Genomic DNA, 16,563 nt, shown 5'->3' with positions numbered 1-16,563 from the left:
TCACTTGAATGTTTGCTCAAGTGTTTTCTACTGCGTGGGCCAAGGCCTCCTCCAAAAGGCCCGCCACGTGCTCGTCCTGGAGGCGGTAGTAGACCTGCTTCCCCTCACGGCGGAAGGCCACCAGGCGGGCCTGGCGCAAAAGCCTAAGCTGGTGGCTCACCGCCGAAACCGACACCCCCGCCAAAAGGGCCAGGTCGCACACGCAAAGCTCCCCCGCCGCCTTCAAGGCGAGGAGAAGGCGCATGCGGGTGGGGTCGGAAAGGGCCTTGAGGAGGAGGGAAGCCTCCCGCAACACCTCCTCCCCGGGCAGGGCGGCGCGGGCCAGCTCCACCCGTTCCGGGTGGATCTCATAGACCCCGCACACCGCCTCCGCCACTTTACCACCCCCTCTTAGCCAGGCGCTCCTCTTCTTTGAGCTGGTCCAGGTTGATGCCCACCATGGGCTCGCCCAGGTCCTCACTCACCTCCGCCAGGACCTCGGGGTCGTTGTAGTGGGTCACCGCCCGCACGATGGCCCGGGCCCGCTTCTTGGGGTCTCCGGACTTGAAGATGCCGCTCCCCACGAAGACCCCGTCCATCCCTAGGTGCATCATGAGCGCGGCGTCGGCGGGGGTGGCGATGCCGCCTGCGGCGAAGTTCACCACGGGCAGCCGGCCGTGCTCGTGCACCCAACGCACGAGCTCCAAAGGCGCCCCGATCTCCTTGGCGTAGGCCATGAGCTCGTCCTCCCGCAGGGACTGGACGTAACGGATCTGCTTCCACATGGTGCGGGCGTGGCGCACCGCCTCCACCACGTTGCCCGTGCCCGCCTCCCCCTTGGTGCGGATCATGGCCGCTCCTTCGGCGATGCGGCGAAGCGCCTCCCCCAAATCCCGGGCCCCGTTCACGAAGGGCACCTTGAACTTCCACTTGTCGATGTGGTGTTCCTCGTCCGCAGGGGTGAGGACCTCGGACTCGTCGATGAAGTCCACCCCAATGGCCTCGAGGATCATGGCCTCCACGAAGTGGCCGATGCGCACCTTGGCCATCACGGGGATGGACACCGCAGCCATGATCTCCTTGATGACCTTGGGGTCGGACATGCGGGCCACGCCCCCCTGGGCGCGGATGTCGGCAGGGACCCGCTCTAGGGCCATCACCGCCACCGCCCCCGCTTCCTCGGCGATCACCGCCTGCTCCGGAGTGGTCACGTCCATGATCACCCCGCCCTTGAACATCTCGGCGAAGCCCGTCTTGATCTGGAAGGTTCCCTTCTCCATCCCGCCCTCCATCCTCTAGCTTACCCCCTGCGGGGTCAAGCTACCTTCGCCACAAAGCCGGGGGCCCCACGCCCCCGGCCGGTAAAGCCCTGCCCTAAGGCAGGTAGCTCAAGGGGTTACGCGCCACCCCGCCCACCCGCACCTCAAAGTGCAGGTGGGGCCCGGTGGACCAGCCCGTGGAGCCCACGTAGCCGATCACCTCCCCCGCCTCCACCCACGCTCCGGGCCGCACGGCGATGCGGGACATGTGGGCGTAGAGGGTTTCCACCCCGCCCCCGTGGTCCAAGACCACGTGGAAGCCGTAGCCCACGGAGCTCCAACCCGCCACCTCCACCTGGCCGCTCTTGGCGGCCAAGATAGGGGTGCCGTAAGGGGCTGCCAGATCTATGCCGGTGTGGTAGCGCTGGAAGACCCCCCGCTGGCCGAAGTAGGTGGTAATGCGGAACCCCCCGGCCAAAGGCCATCGCATTCCCCCCTCCTGGTAGCTCACCCGGCGCACCTGGGGCCTGGCCGCTTGGGCCTGCTGCCGCCGTGCCTGGGCCTGGGCCAAAGCCTGCTGCCTCCTGCGCTCCTCCGCCAGGCGCCTGAGCTCTTCTTGGCGGCGCCGTTCCGCCTCGAGGCGAGCCTTCCGCTCCGCTTCCTGCTTGGCCAGGAGGGTCTGATAAGTGGTCTTAGCCTGAATTCCGGGCAGGAGGACCAGGTCCCCCGGCTTTAGCTCCGCTGGGTTGTCCACCCCGTTGGCCTTAGCCACCCGCACCGGGGAAAGGCCAAATCGGCTCGCCAGATCCACCAAGGTCTGCCCTTCCTCCAAGGTCAGGAGAAGTCCCTTGGTACCCTTGGGGATATACAGGGTGCTCCCCGCCACCAGGCGGTCCAAGCTTTCCAAGGAGGGGTTGGCGGAAACCAGGTCCAAGACGCTCACGCCATAGCGGCTGGCGATGGCCGCCAAGGTGTCCCCCGGGCGCACCCGGTACACCTCCACCCCCGGAGGCACCCTGGGCGGCCTCTCCTCCTCTCCCACCAGAGGTATGAGGAGCCGCTCTCCCACCTGGAGCCTGTGATCCTTAAGACCGCTAGACCACATGATGTGCCGGGGGTCCACGCCATAGCGGCTGGCGAGGCCCACCAAGGTGTCCCCAGGGCGCACCGTATACACCACCCATCCCTTCCGCACCGAAGGGCCCACCTCCACCTGGGCCTCGGGCAGGGGAATGGGGCTAAGGGGCTTGAAGGAAAGAGCCAAGGCGGGAACCGCAAGAAAACACCAAACTACCCATACCCGCAATGTTCACCTCCCAAAGGAACCCCAACCTCGGCCGGGATTATACCAACCCCCATCCCCCATGGCGCAAGGGGCAAAAGCCTTTGGGGCGGGAAAACCCGCCCCCCAAGGGAAAAACCGCTTAACGGGCCGCCAGGGAAGCCAAGAACTCCTTGTTGCTCTTGGTGCGCCCCAAGCGGGCGAGGAGCATCTCCATGGCCTCGGCGGGGTCCATGTCCGCCAGGACCTTGCGCAAAAGCCACATCTTGTGCACCACCTCCTCGCCCAGAAGGAGCTCCTCCCGCCTCGTCCCCGACTTCAGGATGTCTATGGCCGGGAAGATGCGGCGCTCCTCCAGGCGGCGGGAGAGGTGGAGCTCCATGTTGCCGGTGCCCTTGAACTCCTCAAAGATCACGTCGTCCATCCGGCTTCCCGTCTCCACCAAGGCGGTGGCCAAAATCGTGAGGCTTCCCCCACCCCGGATGTTCCGCGCCGCCCCCAAGAAGCGCTTGGGGAAGTAAAGGGCGGCGGAGTCCAAGCCGCCCGAAAGCGTCCGCCCCGTGGGCGGGGTCACCAGGTTGTTGGCCCGGGCCAGGCGGGTGATGGAGTCCAGGAGGATCATCACATGCCCCCCCTCCTCCACGATGCGCTTGGCCCGCTCGTGGACGAACTCCGCCACGCGGATGTGGTTCTGGGGCGGCTCGTCAAAGGTGCTGGCGATGACCTCGGCCCCCTGGACGCTTTCCCGGAAGTCCGTGACCTCCTCCGGGCGCTCGTCAATGAGGAGGACGATGACCTTGATGTCGGGCTCGTTCTTGAGAACGGCGTTGGCGATCTTCTTGAGGAGGGTGGTCTTCCCCGCCTTGGGGGGGGCCACGATGAGACCCCTTTGGCCCCGGCCGATGGGGGCGAGGAGATCGATCACCCGGGTGGAAAGCTCATCCGGGGTGGTTTCCAGCCGGATCTGCCGGTCGGGGAACTGGGGGATGAGCTCGTCAAAGCGGGGGCGGTTCTTGGCGGCCTCGGGGTCCAGGTCGTTCACCGCCTCCACCTTGAGCAGGGTGCCGTAGCGCTCGTTCTCCCGCGGCGGCCGCACCCGGCCCACGATGTAGTCCCCGCTCCTCAGGGCGTACTGGCGGATGAGCCCGGCGGAGACGATGGCCACCCGGGACTCGAGGTTGTAGAGGTTTTCCGTCAAGAAGCCGTAGCCATCGGGGCTGATCTCCAGATAGCCCTTGACCAACTGCAGGCCCTCCCCTTGGGTCTGCCGCTCCAGGAGGGCCATGATCAGCTGGTCCTTCTTCATCCGCTTGTAGTTCTCAATCCCCGCTTCCTGGGCCAGGAGGTGCAACTCGGGCAGGATCTTGGTGGCCAGCTCCTGGTAGGTAAGGGGGGTTTCGGGGACTTCAGCTTTTCTCCTCATGGCTTAACCTTCTCCCAGTCCTCCATAAAGCGCTTGAGGCCGATTTCCGTGAGGGGGTGCTTCAAAAGCTGCTTGAAGACGGCGTGGGGCATGGTGGCGATATCCGCCCCCAAAAGGGCGGCCTCCGTCACGTGGCGGGGGTGGCGGATAGAGGCGGCGATGACCTTGACGGGGAGGTCCTGCACCTGGATCATCTCCACGATCTCCCGCAAAAGCTCCCCCCCGTCCCAGGAGATGTCGTCTACCCGACCCAGAAAAGGGCTCACGTAAGCCGCCCCGGCCCTCGCCGCCAAAAGGGCCTGGTTGGCGGAGAAGATGAGGGTCATGTTCACCCGGATACCCTCGGCAGACAAGCGCTTGCAGGCCTTAAGGCCCTCCTCGGTGGTGGGGAGCTTCACCACGATGTTGGGGTGGATGGCGGCCAGGCGCCTGCCCTCGGCCACCATGGCCTCAGCCTCCAAGGCCGTCACCTCGGCGGAAACCGGGCCCCCTGCCGCCTCGGCCACGGCGCGTAGGTGGTGCCTTAGGCCCTCCTCGCTCAGGCGCTCTCCCCGGGCAGCAAACTCCTTGGCCACCAGGGTGGGGTTGGTGGTGACCCCCGAGAGAACCCCCCAAGCGGCAATCTCCCGTATTTCCTCCAGATTGGCGGTGTCCAGGTAAAGTTCCATAACCTGCTCCTTGTGTGCGGGAAAGGAACCGGCTTAGCCTGAGTCTAGCAGACCTCTTCGGGGCGTTGTCAAGGGAGGGGAAAGGCTGCTAGCATGGCCTTAGCCGCCAACGGGGGATTTTACCCCAGGGGGCACAGGTTGTAAAGGCGAGGATGGGGAGAGTACCCCTTCCCAATAGCCCACAGCGAGCCGGGGAGGGTGGGAGCCCGGCGGTGCGGGAAGGCGGGAAGATCACCCCGGAGCCGCGGGAGGAAAGGGGGTGTTCCCCGAGTAATGCCCGCCGGGTGGCGCCCGTAATCGCGCCCCAACGAGGGCCTGGGAGGCTTCTTCCAGGAAGCGCGGTGGTACCGCGGAAGCCTGAGCGCTTTCGTCCGCGCCTTTGGGCGCGGGCGTTTTGTTAGGAGGTGGGCATGTTCAAGGAAGTGGGCGAACCAAACTTTCCGGCGCTGGAAGAGGAAATTTTGGCCTTCTGGAAGCGGGAAAACATCTTTGAAAAGAGCGTGGAAAACCGCAAGGGCGGGCCCCGCTTTACCGTCTACGAAGGCCCTCCCACCGCCAACGGCATGCCCCACGTGGGCCACGCCCAAGCCCGGAGCTACAAGGACCTCTTCCCCCGCTACAAGACCATGCGGGGCTACTACGTGCCCCGCCGGGCCGGCTGGGACACCCACGGCCTTCCCGTGGAGCTGGAGGTGGAGAAGAAGCTGGGCCTCAAGAGCAAACGGGAGATCGAAGCGTACGGCATCGAACGCTTCAACCAAGCTTGCCGAGAGTCCGTCTTCGCCTACGAAAAGGAGTGGGAGGCCTTCACCGAGCGCATCGCCTACTGGGTGGACCTGAAGAACGCCTACGCCACCCTCCACCCCACCTACATCGAGAGCATCTGGTGGAGCCTGAAGCGCCTCTTTGACCAAGGCCTCCTCTACCGGGACCACAAGGTGGTGCCCTACTGCCCCCGTTGCGGCACCCCCCTCTCCTCCCATGAGGTTGCCCTGGGCTACAAGGAGATCCAAGACCCCTCGGTCTACGTGCGCCTGCCCCTCAAAGAGCCCGAACGGCTCGGCCTTTCCCGGGCGAGCCTCCTCATCTGGACCACCACACCCTGGACCCTGCCCGGGAACGTGGCGGCGGCGGTCCACCCCGAGTACACCTACGCCGCCTTCCAGGTGGGGGAAGAGGCCCTAATCCTGGAGGAAAGCCTGGGGCGGCGCCTTCTCGGGGAGGAGGCCCCCATCACCAAGACCTTCTCCGGCAGGGAGCTGGAAGGCCTCGCCTACATCCCCCCTTACCCCCACCCCCTGGAGAAGGGCTACTTCGTGGTCCTGGCGGGATACGTGAGCCGGGAAGACGGGACGGGCATCGTGCACCAGGCCCCCGCCTTCGGCGCCGAGGACCTGGAGACGGCCAGGGCCTATGGGCTCCCCCTTCTAAAGACCGTGGACGAGGAGGGAAAGCTCCTGGTGGAGCCCTTCCAGGGCCTCTTTTTCCGCGAAGCCAACCGGGCCATCCTCAAGGACCTGAGGTCCCGGGGGCTTCTGTTCAAGGAGGAGCCCTACCTGCACAACTACCCCCACTGCTGGCGCTGCTCCACCCCCCTCATGTACTACGCCACGGAAACCTGGTTCATCCAAAACACCCGCTTCAAGGAGGAGCTCCTCCAGAAGAACCAGGAGATCCACTGGGTGCCCCCCCACATCAAGGAAGGCCGCTACGGGGAGTGGCTCAGGAACCTGGTGGACTGGGCCCTAAGCCGCAACCGCTACTGGGGCACCCCCTTGCCCATCTGGGTGTGCCAGTCCTGCGGCAAGGAGGAGGCCATCGGGAGCCTGGCCGAGCTGCGCCAACGGGCCACCGCCCCCCTCCCCGAGCCCTTTGACCCGCACCGGCCGTACGTGGACCGGGTGGAGCTCGCTTGCGCCTGCGGGGGTACCATGCGGCGGGTGCCCTACGTAATCGACGTCTGGTACGACTCCGGGGCCATGCCCTTCGCCTCCTTGCACTACCCCTTTGAGGGAGAGGAGGAGTTCAAGGAAAGCTTCCCCGCCGACTTCATCTCCGAGGGCATCGACCAGACCCGGGGCTGGTTCAACTCCCTGCACCAACTGGGGGTGATGCTCTTCGGCTCCATCGCCTTCAAAAACGTGATCTGCCACGGCCTCATCCTGGACGAGAAGGGGCAGAAGATGTCCAAGTCCAAGGGGAACGTGGTGGACCCGTGGGACATCCTGCGGGAGTTCGGGGCCGACGCCCTGAGGTGGTACATCTACGTTTCCGCGCCGCCCGAAGCGGACCGCCGCTTTGGGCCTAACCTGGTGCGGGAGACGGTGCGGGACTACTTCCTCACGCTTTGGAACGTGTATAGCTTCTTCGTCACCTACGCCAACCTGGACCGCCCGAACCTCAAAACCCCGCCCCCGCCCGAGGCCCGTCCCGAGATGGACCGCTGGCTTTTGGCCCGGCTCCAGGAGCTCAAGCACAAGGTGACGGAGGCCCTCGAGGCCTACGATCCCACCACCTCTAGCCGCGCCATCCGGGATTTCGTGGTGGAGGATCTCTCCCAGTGGTACGTGCGCCGGAACCGCCGCCGCTTCTGGAAAAACGAGGACGCCCTGGACCGGGAAGCGGCCTACGCCACCTTGTATGAGGCCCTCCTCACCGTGGCCCAGCTCACCGCCCCCTTCACCCCCTACCTGGCCGAGGTGCTCTGGCAGAACCTGGCGCGGAGCGTGGACCCTAAGGCGCAAGAAAGCGTCCACCTCACGGACTGGCCCGAGGTGGAGGAGGCCCTTTGGGACAAGGAGCTGGTGGCCAAGATGCGGGCGGTCCTGAAGGTGGTGGAGCTCGCCCGCTCGGCCCGGGCAAAGAGCGGGGTGAAGACCCGCACCCCCCTGCCCCTCCTCCTGGTCACCGCTCCCACCGCTTTGGAGCGGGAAGGCCTTAGGCACTTCGCCAAGGAGATGGCGGAGGAGCTCAACGTCAAGGAGGTGCGGGTCCTGGAGCCGGGGGAGGAGGTGCTCACCTACCGGGTCCTGCCCAACCTCAAGGCCCTGGGCCCCAAGTACGGCAAGCTACTCCCCAAGATCCGCACCGCCCTGGAGCGGGAAGGAAAGCGGGTGGCGGAGCTGGCCCTCAAGGGGGAGGCCATTCCGCTAGAGGTAGAGGGGGAAACCCTCCTTTTGGCCCCGGAGGAGGTTCTCCTCGAGGCCCAGGCCCCCGAAGGGTACGAGGCCCTGGAAAAGGAAGGGTACGTGGCCGCCCTCAAAGTGGAGGTCACGGAGGCCCTTCGCCTGGAAGGCCTCGCCCGCGACCTCATCCGCCACCTGCAGCAGGCGCGCAAGGAGATGGGCCTCAAGGTTTCCGACCGCATCCGCGTGGGCTACGAGGCGGAAGGCCCCTACCGCAAGGCCCTGGAAGAGCACGGGGCCTGGATCGCCGAGGAGGTTCTGGCCCGGGAGTTTGGGGAGGGGCCTTTCCCTGGGTACACCACCGAGCTGGCGGACGAGGAGGGCCGGGTGCGCTTCAGCCTGGCGCGCCTGGGTTGAGGGAGCCCCACCTCCTGGGGCGGGAATGGTATAGTACCCCCGTGCAGGACCTAAGAAACCTCCTTGCGCCCTTGGGGCTTGACGCCCTCTACATCACCCGTCCGGAGAACGTCCGTTACCTTTCGGGCTTCCCCCACCCGGAGGACGCCCAGGTCCTTATCGCCGAGGAGGGGGCCTTCCTCCTCACCGACCCCCGCTACCCCGAGGCGGAGCGGGAAAGCCGCATCCCCGCCAAGGTCCTTAGGCGGGAGGAGAAGGAGGCCCTCTTCCAGGGCCTCCGGGGCCGGGTGGGCTTCGAGGCGGAACACCTCCCCTACGCCGCCCTAGAGCGCCTCCGGGAGCTCTCCCCGGCGGAGTGGGTGCCCACCAAGGGGGTGGTGGAGCGGCTTAGGCTCAAGAAAACCCCGGAAGAGGTGGCCGCCATCCGCAAAGCCCAGGCCTTGGCGGAGGAGGCCCTGGCCCACGCCCTCTCCCTGCTGAAGCCGGGAGTGGAGGAGCGGGAGGTGGCCTTGGATCTGGAGTATTTCCTAAGGCGGCGGGGGGCGGAGGGGGTGGCCTTCCCCCCCATCGTGGCCTCGGGGGTGCGGGGGGCGCTCCCCCACGCCGGGGCCTCGGAGAAGCGCCTCGAGGCGGGGGAGCTCATCACCCTGGACCTGGGGGCCAAGGTGGCGGGGTACCACTCGGACATGACCCGCACCATCGCCCTGGGCAAGGTGGAGGGCGAGCTCAAGACCGCCTTCCAGGCGGTGCTTTCCGCCTTGGAACGGGCCTTAGAGGCCTTGGGCCCAGGCCGGAGCGGCAAGGAGATAGACGCCCTAGCCCGGGAGGAGCTTAGCCGCTATGGCCTGGACCGCTACTTCGTCCACTCCCTGGGCCACGGGGTGGGCCTGGCGGTGCACGAGGGCCCTAGCCTTTCCCCGTACACCGAAGAGGTCCTGGAGCCCGGCATGGTGGTCACGGTGGAGCCCGGGCTCTACCTCCCGGGCGTGGGAGGGGTGCGGATCGAGGAGCTGGTCCTCATCACCGAGGACGGGATGGAACTCCTTTCCCGCTACCCTCGAGGCTGGCAGGAGGTCTAGGTGCGCCTTCTCCCCTTGGCATTCCTCCTCCTCCCCGCCTTGGCCCAGAGCTACACCGTGCAAAAGGGGGACACCCTCTTCCGCATCGCCCAACGCCACGGCCTCAGCGTGGCGGAACTCAAGCGGCTCAACGGCCTTTCCTCCGACCTCATCCGCCCCGGGCAGGTGCTCCGCCTAAGCGCCAAAGAAGCCTCTGCCGGCGGCTTCCAGCAAGAGGGCCTCGCCGTCTGGTACGGCCCTGGCTTCCACGGCAAGCGCACGGCCAGCGGCGAGATCTACAACATGCACGCCCTCACCGCCGCCCATCCCACCCTCCCCTTCGGCACCCGGGTGCGGGTGACCAACCTCAAAAACGGGCGGAGCGTGGTGGTGCGCATCAACGACCGCGGTCCCTTCGGCGGCCGCTACCTCATCGACCTCTCCTACGCCGCCGCCAAGGCCATCGGGGCCCTCTCCGCCACCCGGGTCCGGCTGGAGGTGCTCCCGTGAGGCGCTACGGGTTTCACCTCTCCATCGCCGGGAAAAAGGGCGTGGCCAGCGCGGTGGAGGAGGCCATGGCCTTAGGCCTCACCGCCTTCCAGATCTTCGCCAAAAGCCCCAGGAGCTGGAAAACCCGCACCCTATCCCCGGGGGAGGTGGAGGCCTTCCGAGCCCTCAAGGAGATGGCGGACCTGCCTGGGGTGATCCACGCCTCCTACCTGGTCAACCTGGGGGCCGAGGGGGAACTTTGGGAAAAGAGCGTGATGAGCCTGGCGGACGACCTGGAAAAGGCCCGCCTCCTGGGGATCGAATACGTGGTGGTCCACCCCGGCTCCGGGGACCCCAAGCGGGTGCGGGAAGGGGCCCTCAAGGCCCTCCGCCTGGCCGGGGTGAAGGACCGTCCCACCCTCCTCTTGGAGAACGCCGCCGGAGGCGGGGAGAAGGTAGGGGCGGAGTTTACGGAGCTCGCCTGGCTCATCGCCGACACCCCCTTAGGGGTCTGCCTGGACACCTGCCACGCCTTCGCCGCCGGGTACGACGTGCGGGAGGACCCCGCTGGCGTCCTCACCGCCTTGGACCGGGCCGTGGGCCTAGACCGGGTACCCGTGGTCCACCTAAACGACTCCGTGGGGGGGCTGGGCCGCCATGTAGACCACCACGCCCACCTCCTCCGGGGAGAAATCGGCCAAGGGCTTAAGGGCATCTTCCTGGACCCCCGGCTGGAGGACCGCCTCTTCCTCCTGGAAACCCCGAGGGGCCCGGAGGAAGACGCCTGGAACCTCAAGGTCCTGCGCGCCTGGCTAGAGGAAGCCTCCGCCCAAAAGGAGGCGTAGGGCGGAAACCGCCAGCACCAAAAGGCCTAGCCTAAAGGCTCGCTCCTCCCCGCTCAAAACCCCGAGCCCCGTCCCCAAAAGGGCTAAGGGAAGGACGAGCCAGTTGAGCCAGCCCAAAAGGGGCAAGAGGGCGGGAACGAGGAGAAGCAAGGCCAAGACCACCAAGACCAGGCTCAGGGTCCGCATAGGAGGAGTCTAGCCGAAGAAAAACCCGAAAAACACCCGCCGTGCCCAACGCAGAACCTCCTGCACCGGCTCCCGAAGCACGGTGAAAAGGAGGATAAAGGAAAGCCAGGCGTACTGCTCCAGTCGCCAAAGCAGGGGGTGCCAGGAAAGGGGCAGGAGGCTTTGCAGGATCTTGGACCCGTCCAAGGGCGGGATGGGCAAGAGGTTGAAGACCGCCAAGACCAGGTTGATGGAGCTGGCGTAGAAGAAAGCCAGGGCTAAAACCCCCACCCCACCACCCCCTTCCCCCCGGAAGGCCAAGGCCACCGCCCCCGGGTCCAGGGCGAAAAGCCCCCGCACCAAGAGGGCAAAAAAGACGGCCAGGAGGAGGTTTAGGACAATCCCCGCCACCGAGACCACAAAAAGGCCAAGCCGGTACGCACGAAAGGCCAGGGGATGGATGGGCACCGGTTTGGCCCACCCAAAGCCCACCAGGAGGAGAAGCAGGGTGCCCCAGGGGTCCAGGTGCTTTAGGGGGTTTAGGGTGAGCCGGCCCAGGCGCTTGGCCGTGGAGTCCCCAAAGCGGAAAGCGGCGTAGGCGTGCCCCCACTCATGTAGGGCAAGGCTTAGGAGGAGGACGAGAAGGGCCAGAAGAAAGACCAGGGGGTCTTGCTGGAGCAGGGCGATCATAGGCCAAGCGCCCGGTACAGGGTGCCGAGGAGGCCGCCAAGCCCCTGGACCACCGCCCCCGTCACCCCGGTGTAGGAAAGGACCAGGAAGATGAGGATAAACCCCAAGGGCCCGTAGGCGGCGAGTTGGTCCAGAAACCGCCGCGCCTCCGGCCCGCCCACAGCGTAAAGGGCCTTGGCCCCGTCCAAGGGAGGCACGGGGAAGAGGTAGATGGCGGCGTGGAGGAGCATGAGCTGCTGCCCTGCGGAGAGCCCCTCGCCAAAGGGATAGGGCAGGAAGCGGGCCAAGAGCCCATAGAGGAAAGCGGCCGCAAAGAAGCCCAAGGGCCCCATGAGGGCCACCCAGGCCCCCTTCCGCCCGGGAAGCTGCGTGGGCACGAAGCGGGGCCAGCCGAAGCCCAAGAGGACCAAAAGGACCAGGCCTAAGGGCTCGAGGTGGACCCGGGGGTCCAGGGAAAGGAAGCCGTAGCGCTTGGGGGCCACCTCCCCGTAGCGGTGGGCAAGCCAGGCCTGGAAGAGGTTGTGGAGCATAAGGCCCAAGGCCCCCAAGAGAAAGGCCAAGAGAAACACCGGCGGGTCGTTAAGGAGCGGAAAGAGTCCCATCCCCCACCAGTTTACGGGCCAAGGCCAGTTCTTCCTCAAAGGTCTTGACCTCACCCCGGGCCCGGGCCTCCGCCACCCGGCGGAGGATCTCCCCCACCTTGGGCCCTGGCTTCAAGCCCAGCTCTAAAAGGTCCCGGCCCCGAAGGGTCCTGGGCCTTTGCAACAGCCAGGGGGCCCGCTCGGGAAAGAGGGCGAGGAAGGCGCTTTTTAGGGGTTCCTTGGCCAAAGCCTCCCGCTCCCCCTCTTCCCCCCGCCCGGCCCGCAACAAGAGGGAAAGCCCCTCCTGGATCCGCTTGGGGAGGCCCAAGGCCTCCGCCCGGGCCAGGGGCTCTTCCTGGAAGTGGAGGAGGACGAGAAGCCTCGCCTCTACCAGGTGGCGCTCCTCCTCCTCCGGCGCGAGGCGAAGCCTCTGAAAAGGCTCCTTGGGGGGAAGGGCAAGCCCATAGAGGGGCTTCAGGGCGCCGAGCTCTTCCAAAAGGGCTAGGGCTTGGTAGAAGGTTTCCTCCTTTAGGGTGAGGAGGAGCTCGTCCTTTAAGCGGCTTCGGCTTGCCGTCTTCAGCACCTCCGGCAACAGGGCCGGGGGCAAGGCTTTTAGGGCTTCCTCGGCGAAGCGGAAAGAAAGCCTCGCCGCAAGCCGTGCCCCCCGCACGATGCGGCTTGGGTCTTCTACAAAGGAAAGGGGGTGAAGGGGGCGAAGGAGGCGGGCCTTTAGGTCCTCTAACCCCCCATACGGGTCCAAAAACTCCCCGGTGCCCAGGGAGAGGGCCATGGCGTTCACCGTGTAGTCCCGCCGCTCCAGGTCCTTGGCGACGGGGGCTGGGCGCACTTGGGGAAGCGCCCCGGGATAGGGGTAGACCTCCTCCCGGCTTTCCGCCAGGTCCACCACCAAGCCAAAAGGAAGCCGTACCCGCCCCGTCCCAAAAGCGTAGTGGAGGGCAAAGCTCCCCCCGAACCGCTCCACCAAGAAGCGGGCCACCGCCTCCACCCGGACCCCCGGCTCCAGGACCAGGTCTATATCTGGCCCCGAGCGCAGCAACAGCGCATCCCGCACCGCCCCTCCCACCAGGTAAAGGCCTTGGGGAAAGGCTTCCTTGAGGGCCATCAGGACCCGCCTGACCCCCTCGGGCAGGGCCTCCAGGATCCTCTCCCCGAGGGGCTTTTCCTCCCCACCCCCGAGGGGCCGCTTGCGGTAAAGGTCCGTGCGGGTGAAGATGCCGAGAAGCCGCCACCCCTCCCCCACCCGCTCGCCCACCAGCACCCGCCCACCCCCTTCCTTCAGGTGAGGCAGCACCTGGGAAAGGGGCGTCTCAGGGGAGAGGACCACGGCCCGGGCCAAAAACCCTTCCACGGGGTGGTCCCCCAGGCCCAGCCGCTCCGCCTTTCTCAGGTCCCTTCTACGGGCCAGGCCCAGGATCTCCACCCCGCCCCCCGCCCTGGGCACCACCACGGGCATGGCCCCGTAGCCCCGCTCCTCCAGGAGGCGCAGGGCCTCCCGCACCGAGGTGGGGGCGAGGGTTTCCACCGGCGCCGTCATGGCCTCCCCCAGGGTGGGCTCGGGCTCCAGGTACCGGGGAAGATGCGCCAAAAGGCGCCGCACCGCCCCCTTAGCCCCCCGCACCCGGGCGAAGGCCGCCCGGGGATGCCCCCCACCCCCCACCTCCCCCAGCCAGCGGGCCACGTCAAGGCGGGCCTTGCTCCGAGCGATCAGAAGGGTTTCCTTCCCCAAGCGGAGAACCAGGAGCACCCCCTCCGCCTCGTGGAGGTCCAAAAGGGTATGGGCCAGGGGGGCCAGGGCCGGCACGTACCCCTCCTCCTTGGCCTCGGCGAGGAGGAGGCGGAAGCCCTCCCGTTCCACCACCCGGGCGTTTGCAAGAAGCGCTTTCAGAACGCTTCGGGCCTCCTCGGAGAGGTGGGGCCGCACCCACTCCCGGACCCGCCAGGCCTCTGCCCCCATCTCCAGAAGAAGCCGCCCCGCCTCCAGGTCCAGGGCCGTGGTGGAGGGGAAGCTGAACCCCCCCGTGTCCTCCCATACCCCGGCGTAGGCCAAGGTGGCCTCCAAGGGGGTGAGGCCAAGCCCCCGCTCGCGAAGGAGGGGCAGGAGCAAGCTCACCGTGGCCCCCACCGCCTGCACCCTGCCCCCCACGGCGGGCACGTCCCCGGGGGCTTTGGGGTGGTGGTCGAAGACCAGGAAGGGAACCTTCCCCACCAAGGCCTTAAAGGGCCCAATGCGTTCGGGGCGGGCGTTGTCCACCAGGACCACCTCGGTCACCTTGTCCAAGGGGATCTCGGCGGCGGGCACCAGGTCCAAGCGGTCCTCCAGCAGGGGCGCCAGGTCCTTTAGGGGGCCCTCGAGGCCCCCCACCAGGGCAAGGACGCTCCCCGGGAACAACTTCCCCGCCAAAACCATGGAGCCCAGGGCATCAAAGTCCAGGTTTTCGTGGGCCACCACCACCCGCACGCCCTAAGATTACTTGACGCTAGGAATGGGCCTTGCTAGACTCAAGGTCGGCGCTTGGAGAGGTGCCCGAGCGGCTGAAGGGACACGACTGGAAATCGTGTAGGCGGGCTTAAACCTGCCTCGCGGGTTCGAATCCCGCCCTCTCCGCCACAAACCCCGGCCCTAAAGGGCCGGGGCCTTTTCGCTACGGAAAAGTTCTCTGAGAAACACCAAAAGGCTTGCGAACAACCAAAAGGTTAGGGTGGCTACCGCCCCATACCGCAGAGGCTGCCGCTGCAAAGGCTCCCTAGGTGTTTGCGCGGGCTGCAGGAGGGAGAGGTACGAGCCCAAGGTTTCCTCCGCCAACTGGTCCAGTGGCTCGTCTTCTTGGTAGGCCCTGAGCTGCCGAACCCGAAGTTCCATAAGCGAAACCGCCGCACGGAAACGCTGGCGTATGGAGGGATCGGGGTTCTCCTGCGCAAGCATCCGAAGGGCTTGCTCTAAATCCTGTACCCCCCGGTAGAGCGTCATTTCCTCACCACGAAGATAAGAACGCCAAAAGGTCTTCACCCTTTCCTTTAAGTTCTCCTTGACAAGCTTATAGGTCTCGAGGGCTCTCCCCTGCGCCTCCTCAGGTGTCCTCCCATAACCGGATATTCGCAATTGCCCATCCTGCAATACCGCATCAAATTCCGCGCCACTAACTAGGGAAGCCCTTAGCCAATCAGACCAGGGCAACTGATCCGGCCGGGGAAGAAGCCAACCTCCCACTTCGGGCCAAAGAATTCTAGTTTCTAGATAAAGGGCCTTCTCCGCGTTCTCACTTCCAGGGCCAACCTGGAGCACAACCTCACTGACATAGCGGGGCGGCAAAAAGGTACTAGTCCATCCCACCAACACTCCCAACACCAGACCACCTCCAAGGAGCCAGCGCCAACTCCGCCGCAAGGCCCTTAGGAGATCCAATAGGGTCACCTCAGTTTCACCATCCATACCCCACCTCAACGCGCACCAAAACCGGTCCCGATGACCCAAAGAGTCTTCACCAGTATCCGAAGATCCAACCAGAAGGAAAGATGCTTGATGTAGTAAAGATCGTAGCTCAACTTCACCTGGGTCCCCTCCACCCCCTCCGTATACCCCTGCTGCACCTGCGCCCACCCCGTGAGCCCAGGACGCACCGTATGGCGCAAGGGGTAAAGGGGAATCTCCTTGGCGTACACCTCCGCCAACACCCGTTGCTCCGGCCTCGGACCAATCAAACTCATCTCGCCCTTCAATACGTTCCAAAACTGGGGCAACTCGTCCAAACGGTAACGGCGCAAAAACCGCCCTAAAGAAGTTATACGGGCCTCCTCCGCCCCAGCGTACATCCCCTCCCGCGGCGCTCCCCGCATGGTGCGAAACTTGTAGGCCTTAAAAGGGCGTCCACCCAACCCCACCCGCTCCTGAGCAAAAATCACAGGCCGCCCAAGGTCCATGTACACCAAAAGGGCTACCAAAAGCCCCAAGATAAGCAAAATAGGGGAAAAAACCAAGACCAAACCCACCTCCCACACCCGCTTGAACCAAGGGTAAAAACCCCGGTCCGTCTCCGCTAGGGCCATAAGCCCCTCGTTGAAGTCGGGCCCCAAGGGCACCCTGCCCGTGTACCCCTCGTACACGCTGGCCGCATGGAGGATGGGTATACCCCTCAAGGAAGCCTGCGCCAAGAGGGGCAACGCCTTCGGGTCTAAATGGTGGAGGTCCGCCACCACCCCTTCTACCTCATCCAAATAAGCCATGGGCAACAGCCCCTCCTTAAGATGCACCCGCAGCCAGTCCGCCACCCCGCCCGGAATCAAGGCAAGCCGCACCGGAGGCATGCGGTTTAGGTAGAGCACCAGGAGGGGAAAAGCAACAAGGGTCGCCCCAAGAAGATAAACCCTGGAGTAGTAAAGCCTACCCAGGGCCAAAACCGCCACCAACAGAAGGGTAAAGAGCAACAGGTTAAACGCAGCAAGGCCCCACGACTCCCTCCCCGGATACCGGGCCATTCGGTCCGTGGAAAGAAAAGCAAGCAGGTGGGCTAAAGCAGTAAGGAGCACCAACGCGCTCGCCTCTACCCCCCATGGGGGGAAGCCA

General features: G+C 65.8%; 14 protein-coding genes and 1 tRNA gene. 5 read left to right on the top strand and 10 right to left on the bottom strand.

What is annotated here, in order from left to right:
- Positions 1–16 precede the first annotated feature (16 nt).
- From ABXG85_RS00075 to fsa, 5 genes are all read right to left on the bottom strand, one after another.
- Positions 17–376 carry an ArsR/SmtB family transcription factor gene (locus ABXG85_RS00075; RefSeq protein ID WP_353511704.1) on the bottom strand — a complete coding sequence of 120 codons (360 nt, stop codon included), beginning with the start codon at positions 374–376 and terminating at the stop codon, positions 17–19.
- A gap of 1 nt (position 377) precedes the next feature.
- Positions 378–1,259 (bottom strand): pyridoxal 5'-phosphate synthase lyase subunit PdxS, encoded by an 882-nt coding sequence (pdxS, locus tag ABXG85_RS00070; protein WP_353511703.1) that lies wholly within the window; start codon positions 1,257–1,259, stop codon positions 378–380.
- A gap of 94 nt (positions 1,260–1,353) precedes the next feature.
- Complete coding sequence (locus ABXG85_RS00065) at positions 1,354–2,502, bottom strand: peptidoglycan DD-metalloendopeptidase family protein (protein ID WP_353511702.1); 1,149 nt, start codon at positions 2,500–2,502, stop codon at positions 1,354–1,356.
- Positions 2,503–2,662: 160 nt separating this feature from the next.
- Complete coding sequence (gene rho / locus ABXG85_RS00060) at positions 2,663–3,943, bottom strand: transcription termination factor Rho (protein WP_353511701.1); 1,281 nt, start codon at positions 3,941–3,943, stop codon at positions 2,663–2,665.
- The gene (fsa, locus tag ABXG85_RS00055; RefSeq protein ID WP_353511700.1) at positions 3,940–4,611 is read right to left on the bottom strand and encodes a fructose-6-phosphate aldolase; all 672 of its coding nucleotides are present in this window, start codon (positions 4,609–4,611) and stop codon (positions 3,940–3,942) included. The genes rho and fsa overlap by 4 nt, the downstream gene beginning before the upstream one ends.
- Positions 4,612–5,021: 410 nt before the next feature.
- Here fsa and ileS point away from each other — a divergent pair, with 410 nt between their 5' ends.
- The 4 genes from ileS to nfo are packed head-to-tail and all read left to right on the top strand — an operon-like array spanning position 5,022 to position 10,545.
- Positions 5,022–8,153, top strand: coding sequence for an isoleucine--tRNA ligase (ileS, locus tag ABXG85_RS00050; protein WP_353511699.1), 3,132 nt, complete (start codon positions 5,022–5,024; stop codon positions 8,151–8,153).
- Positions 8,154–8,194: 41 nt separating this feature from the next.
- On the top strand, positions 8,195–9,232 hold the full coding sequence (locus ABXG85_RS00045) for a M24 family metallopeptidase (RefSeq protein WP_353511698.1): 1,038 nt from the start codon (positions 8,195–8,197) through the stop codon (positions 9,230–9,232).
- Positions 9,233–9,721, top strand: a complete 489-nt coding sequence (locus tag ABXG85_RS00040) for a septal ring lytic transglycosylase RlpA family protein (protein ID WP_353511697.1) — start codon at positions 9,233–9,235, stop codon at positions 9,719–9,721.
- Complete coding sequence (gene nfo / locus ABXG85_RS00035; protein WP_353511696.1) at positions 9,718–10,545, top strand: endonuclease IV; 828 nt, start codon at positions 9,718–9,720, stop codon at positions 10,543–10,545. The genes ABXG85_RS00040 and nfo overlap by 4 nt, the downstream gene beginning before the upstream one ends.
- On the opposite strand, the gene ABXG85_RS00030 is transcribed toward nfo, so the two are convergent.
- The 4 genes from ABXG85_RS00030 to ABXG85_RS00015 are packed head-to-tail and all read right to left on the bottom strand — an operon-like array spanning position 10,513 to position 14,460.
- Entirely contained in the window at positions 10,513–10,731 is a 219-nt protein-coding gene (locus ABXG85_RS00030) for a hypothetical protein (RefSeq protein ID WP_353511695.1), read from the bottom strand. The two genes, nfo and ABXG85_RS00030, sit on opposite strands and share 33 nt — an antisense overlap.
- 9 nt (positions 10,732–10,740) lie before the next feature.
- Positions 10,741–11,400, bottom strand: a complete 660-nt coding sequence (locus ABXG85_RS00025) for a site-2 protease family protein (RefSeq protein ID WP_353511694.1) — start codon at positions 11,398–11,400, stop codon at positions 10,741–10,743.
- Positions 11,397–12,002: a zinc metalloprotease gene (locus ABXG85_RS00020; protein ID WP_353511693.1), complete on the bottom strand. Its 606-nt coding sequence runs from the start codon at positions 12,000–12,002 to the stop codon at positions 11,397–11,399. Before ABXG85_RS00020 ends, ABXG85_RS00025 begins: the two co-directional genes overlap by 4 nt.
- Positions 11,980–14,460: a CBS domain-containing protein gene (locus tag ABXG85_RS00015; protein WP_353511692.1), complete on the bottom strand. Its 2,481-nt coding sequence runs from the start codon at positions 14,458–14,460 to the stop codon at positions 11,980–11,982. The genes ABXG85_RS00020 and ABXG85_RS00015 overlap by 23 nt, the downstream gene beginning before the upstream one ends.
- A 56-nt stretch (positions 14,461–14,516) precedes the next feature.
- Between ABXG85_RS00015 and ABXG85_RS00010 the strand changes: the two genes are divergently transcribed.
- Positions 14,517–14,610, top strand: a tRNA-Ser gene (locus tag ABXG85_RS00010).
- A gap of 830 nt (positions 14,611–15,440) precedes the next feature.
- Here ABXG85_RS00010 and ABXG85_RS00005 read toward each other — a convergent pair.
- On the bottom strand, positions 15,441–16,403 hold the full coding sequence (locus tag ABXG85_RS00005; RefSeq protein ID WP_353511691.1) for a sugar transferase: 963 nt from the start codon (positions 16,401–16,403) through the stop codon (positions 15,441–15,443).
- Positions 16,404–16,563: the final 160 nt, after the last annotated feature.

Source organism: Thermus sp. LT1-2-5 (assembly GCF_040363165.1).
Classification (GTDB): Bacteria; Deinococcota; Deinococci; order Deinococcales; family Thermaceae; genus Thermus.
Note: the sequence above shows the minus strand (reverse complement) of the source record. Positions and strands in the feature narration are given on the sequence as shown.

Bases quoted from the DNA above. Each gene is read 5' to 3' on its own strand.
- fsa (WP_353511700.1), bottom strand. From the start codon at position 4,611: ATGGAACTTTACCTGGACACCGCCAATCTGGAGGAAATACGGGAGATT.
- ABXG85_RS00030 (WP_353511695.1), bottom strand. From the start codon at position 10,731: ATGCGGACCCTGAGCCTGGTCTTGGTGGTCTTGGCCTTGCTTCTCCTC.
- ileS (WP_353511699.1), top strand. From the start codon at position 5,022: ATGTTCAAGGAAGTGGGCGAACCAAACTTTCCGGCGCTGGAAGAGGAA.
- pdxS (WP_353511703.1), bottom strand. From the start codon at position 1,259: ATGGAGAAGGGAACCTTCCAGATCAAGACGGGCTTCGCCGAGATGTTC.
- ABXG85_RS00020 (WP_353511693.1), bottom strand. From the start codon at position 12,002: ATGGGACTCTTTCCGCTCCTTAACGACCCGCCGGTGTTTCTCTTGGCC.
- ABXG85_RS00025 (WP_353511694.1), bottom strand. From the start codon at position 11,400: ATGATCGCCCTGCTCCAGCAAGACCCCCTGGTCTTTCTTCTGGCCCTT.
- rho (WP_353511701.1), bottom strand. From the start codon at position 3,943: ATGAGGAGAAAAGCTGAAGTCCCCGAAACCCCCCTTACCTACCAGGAG.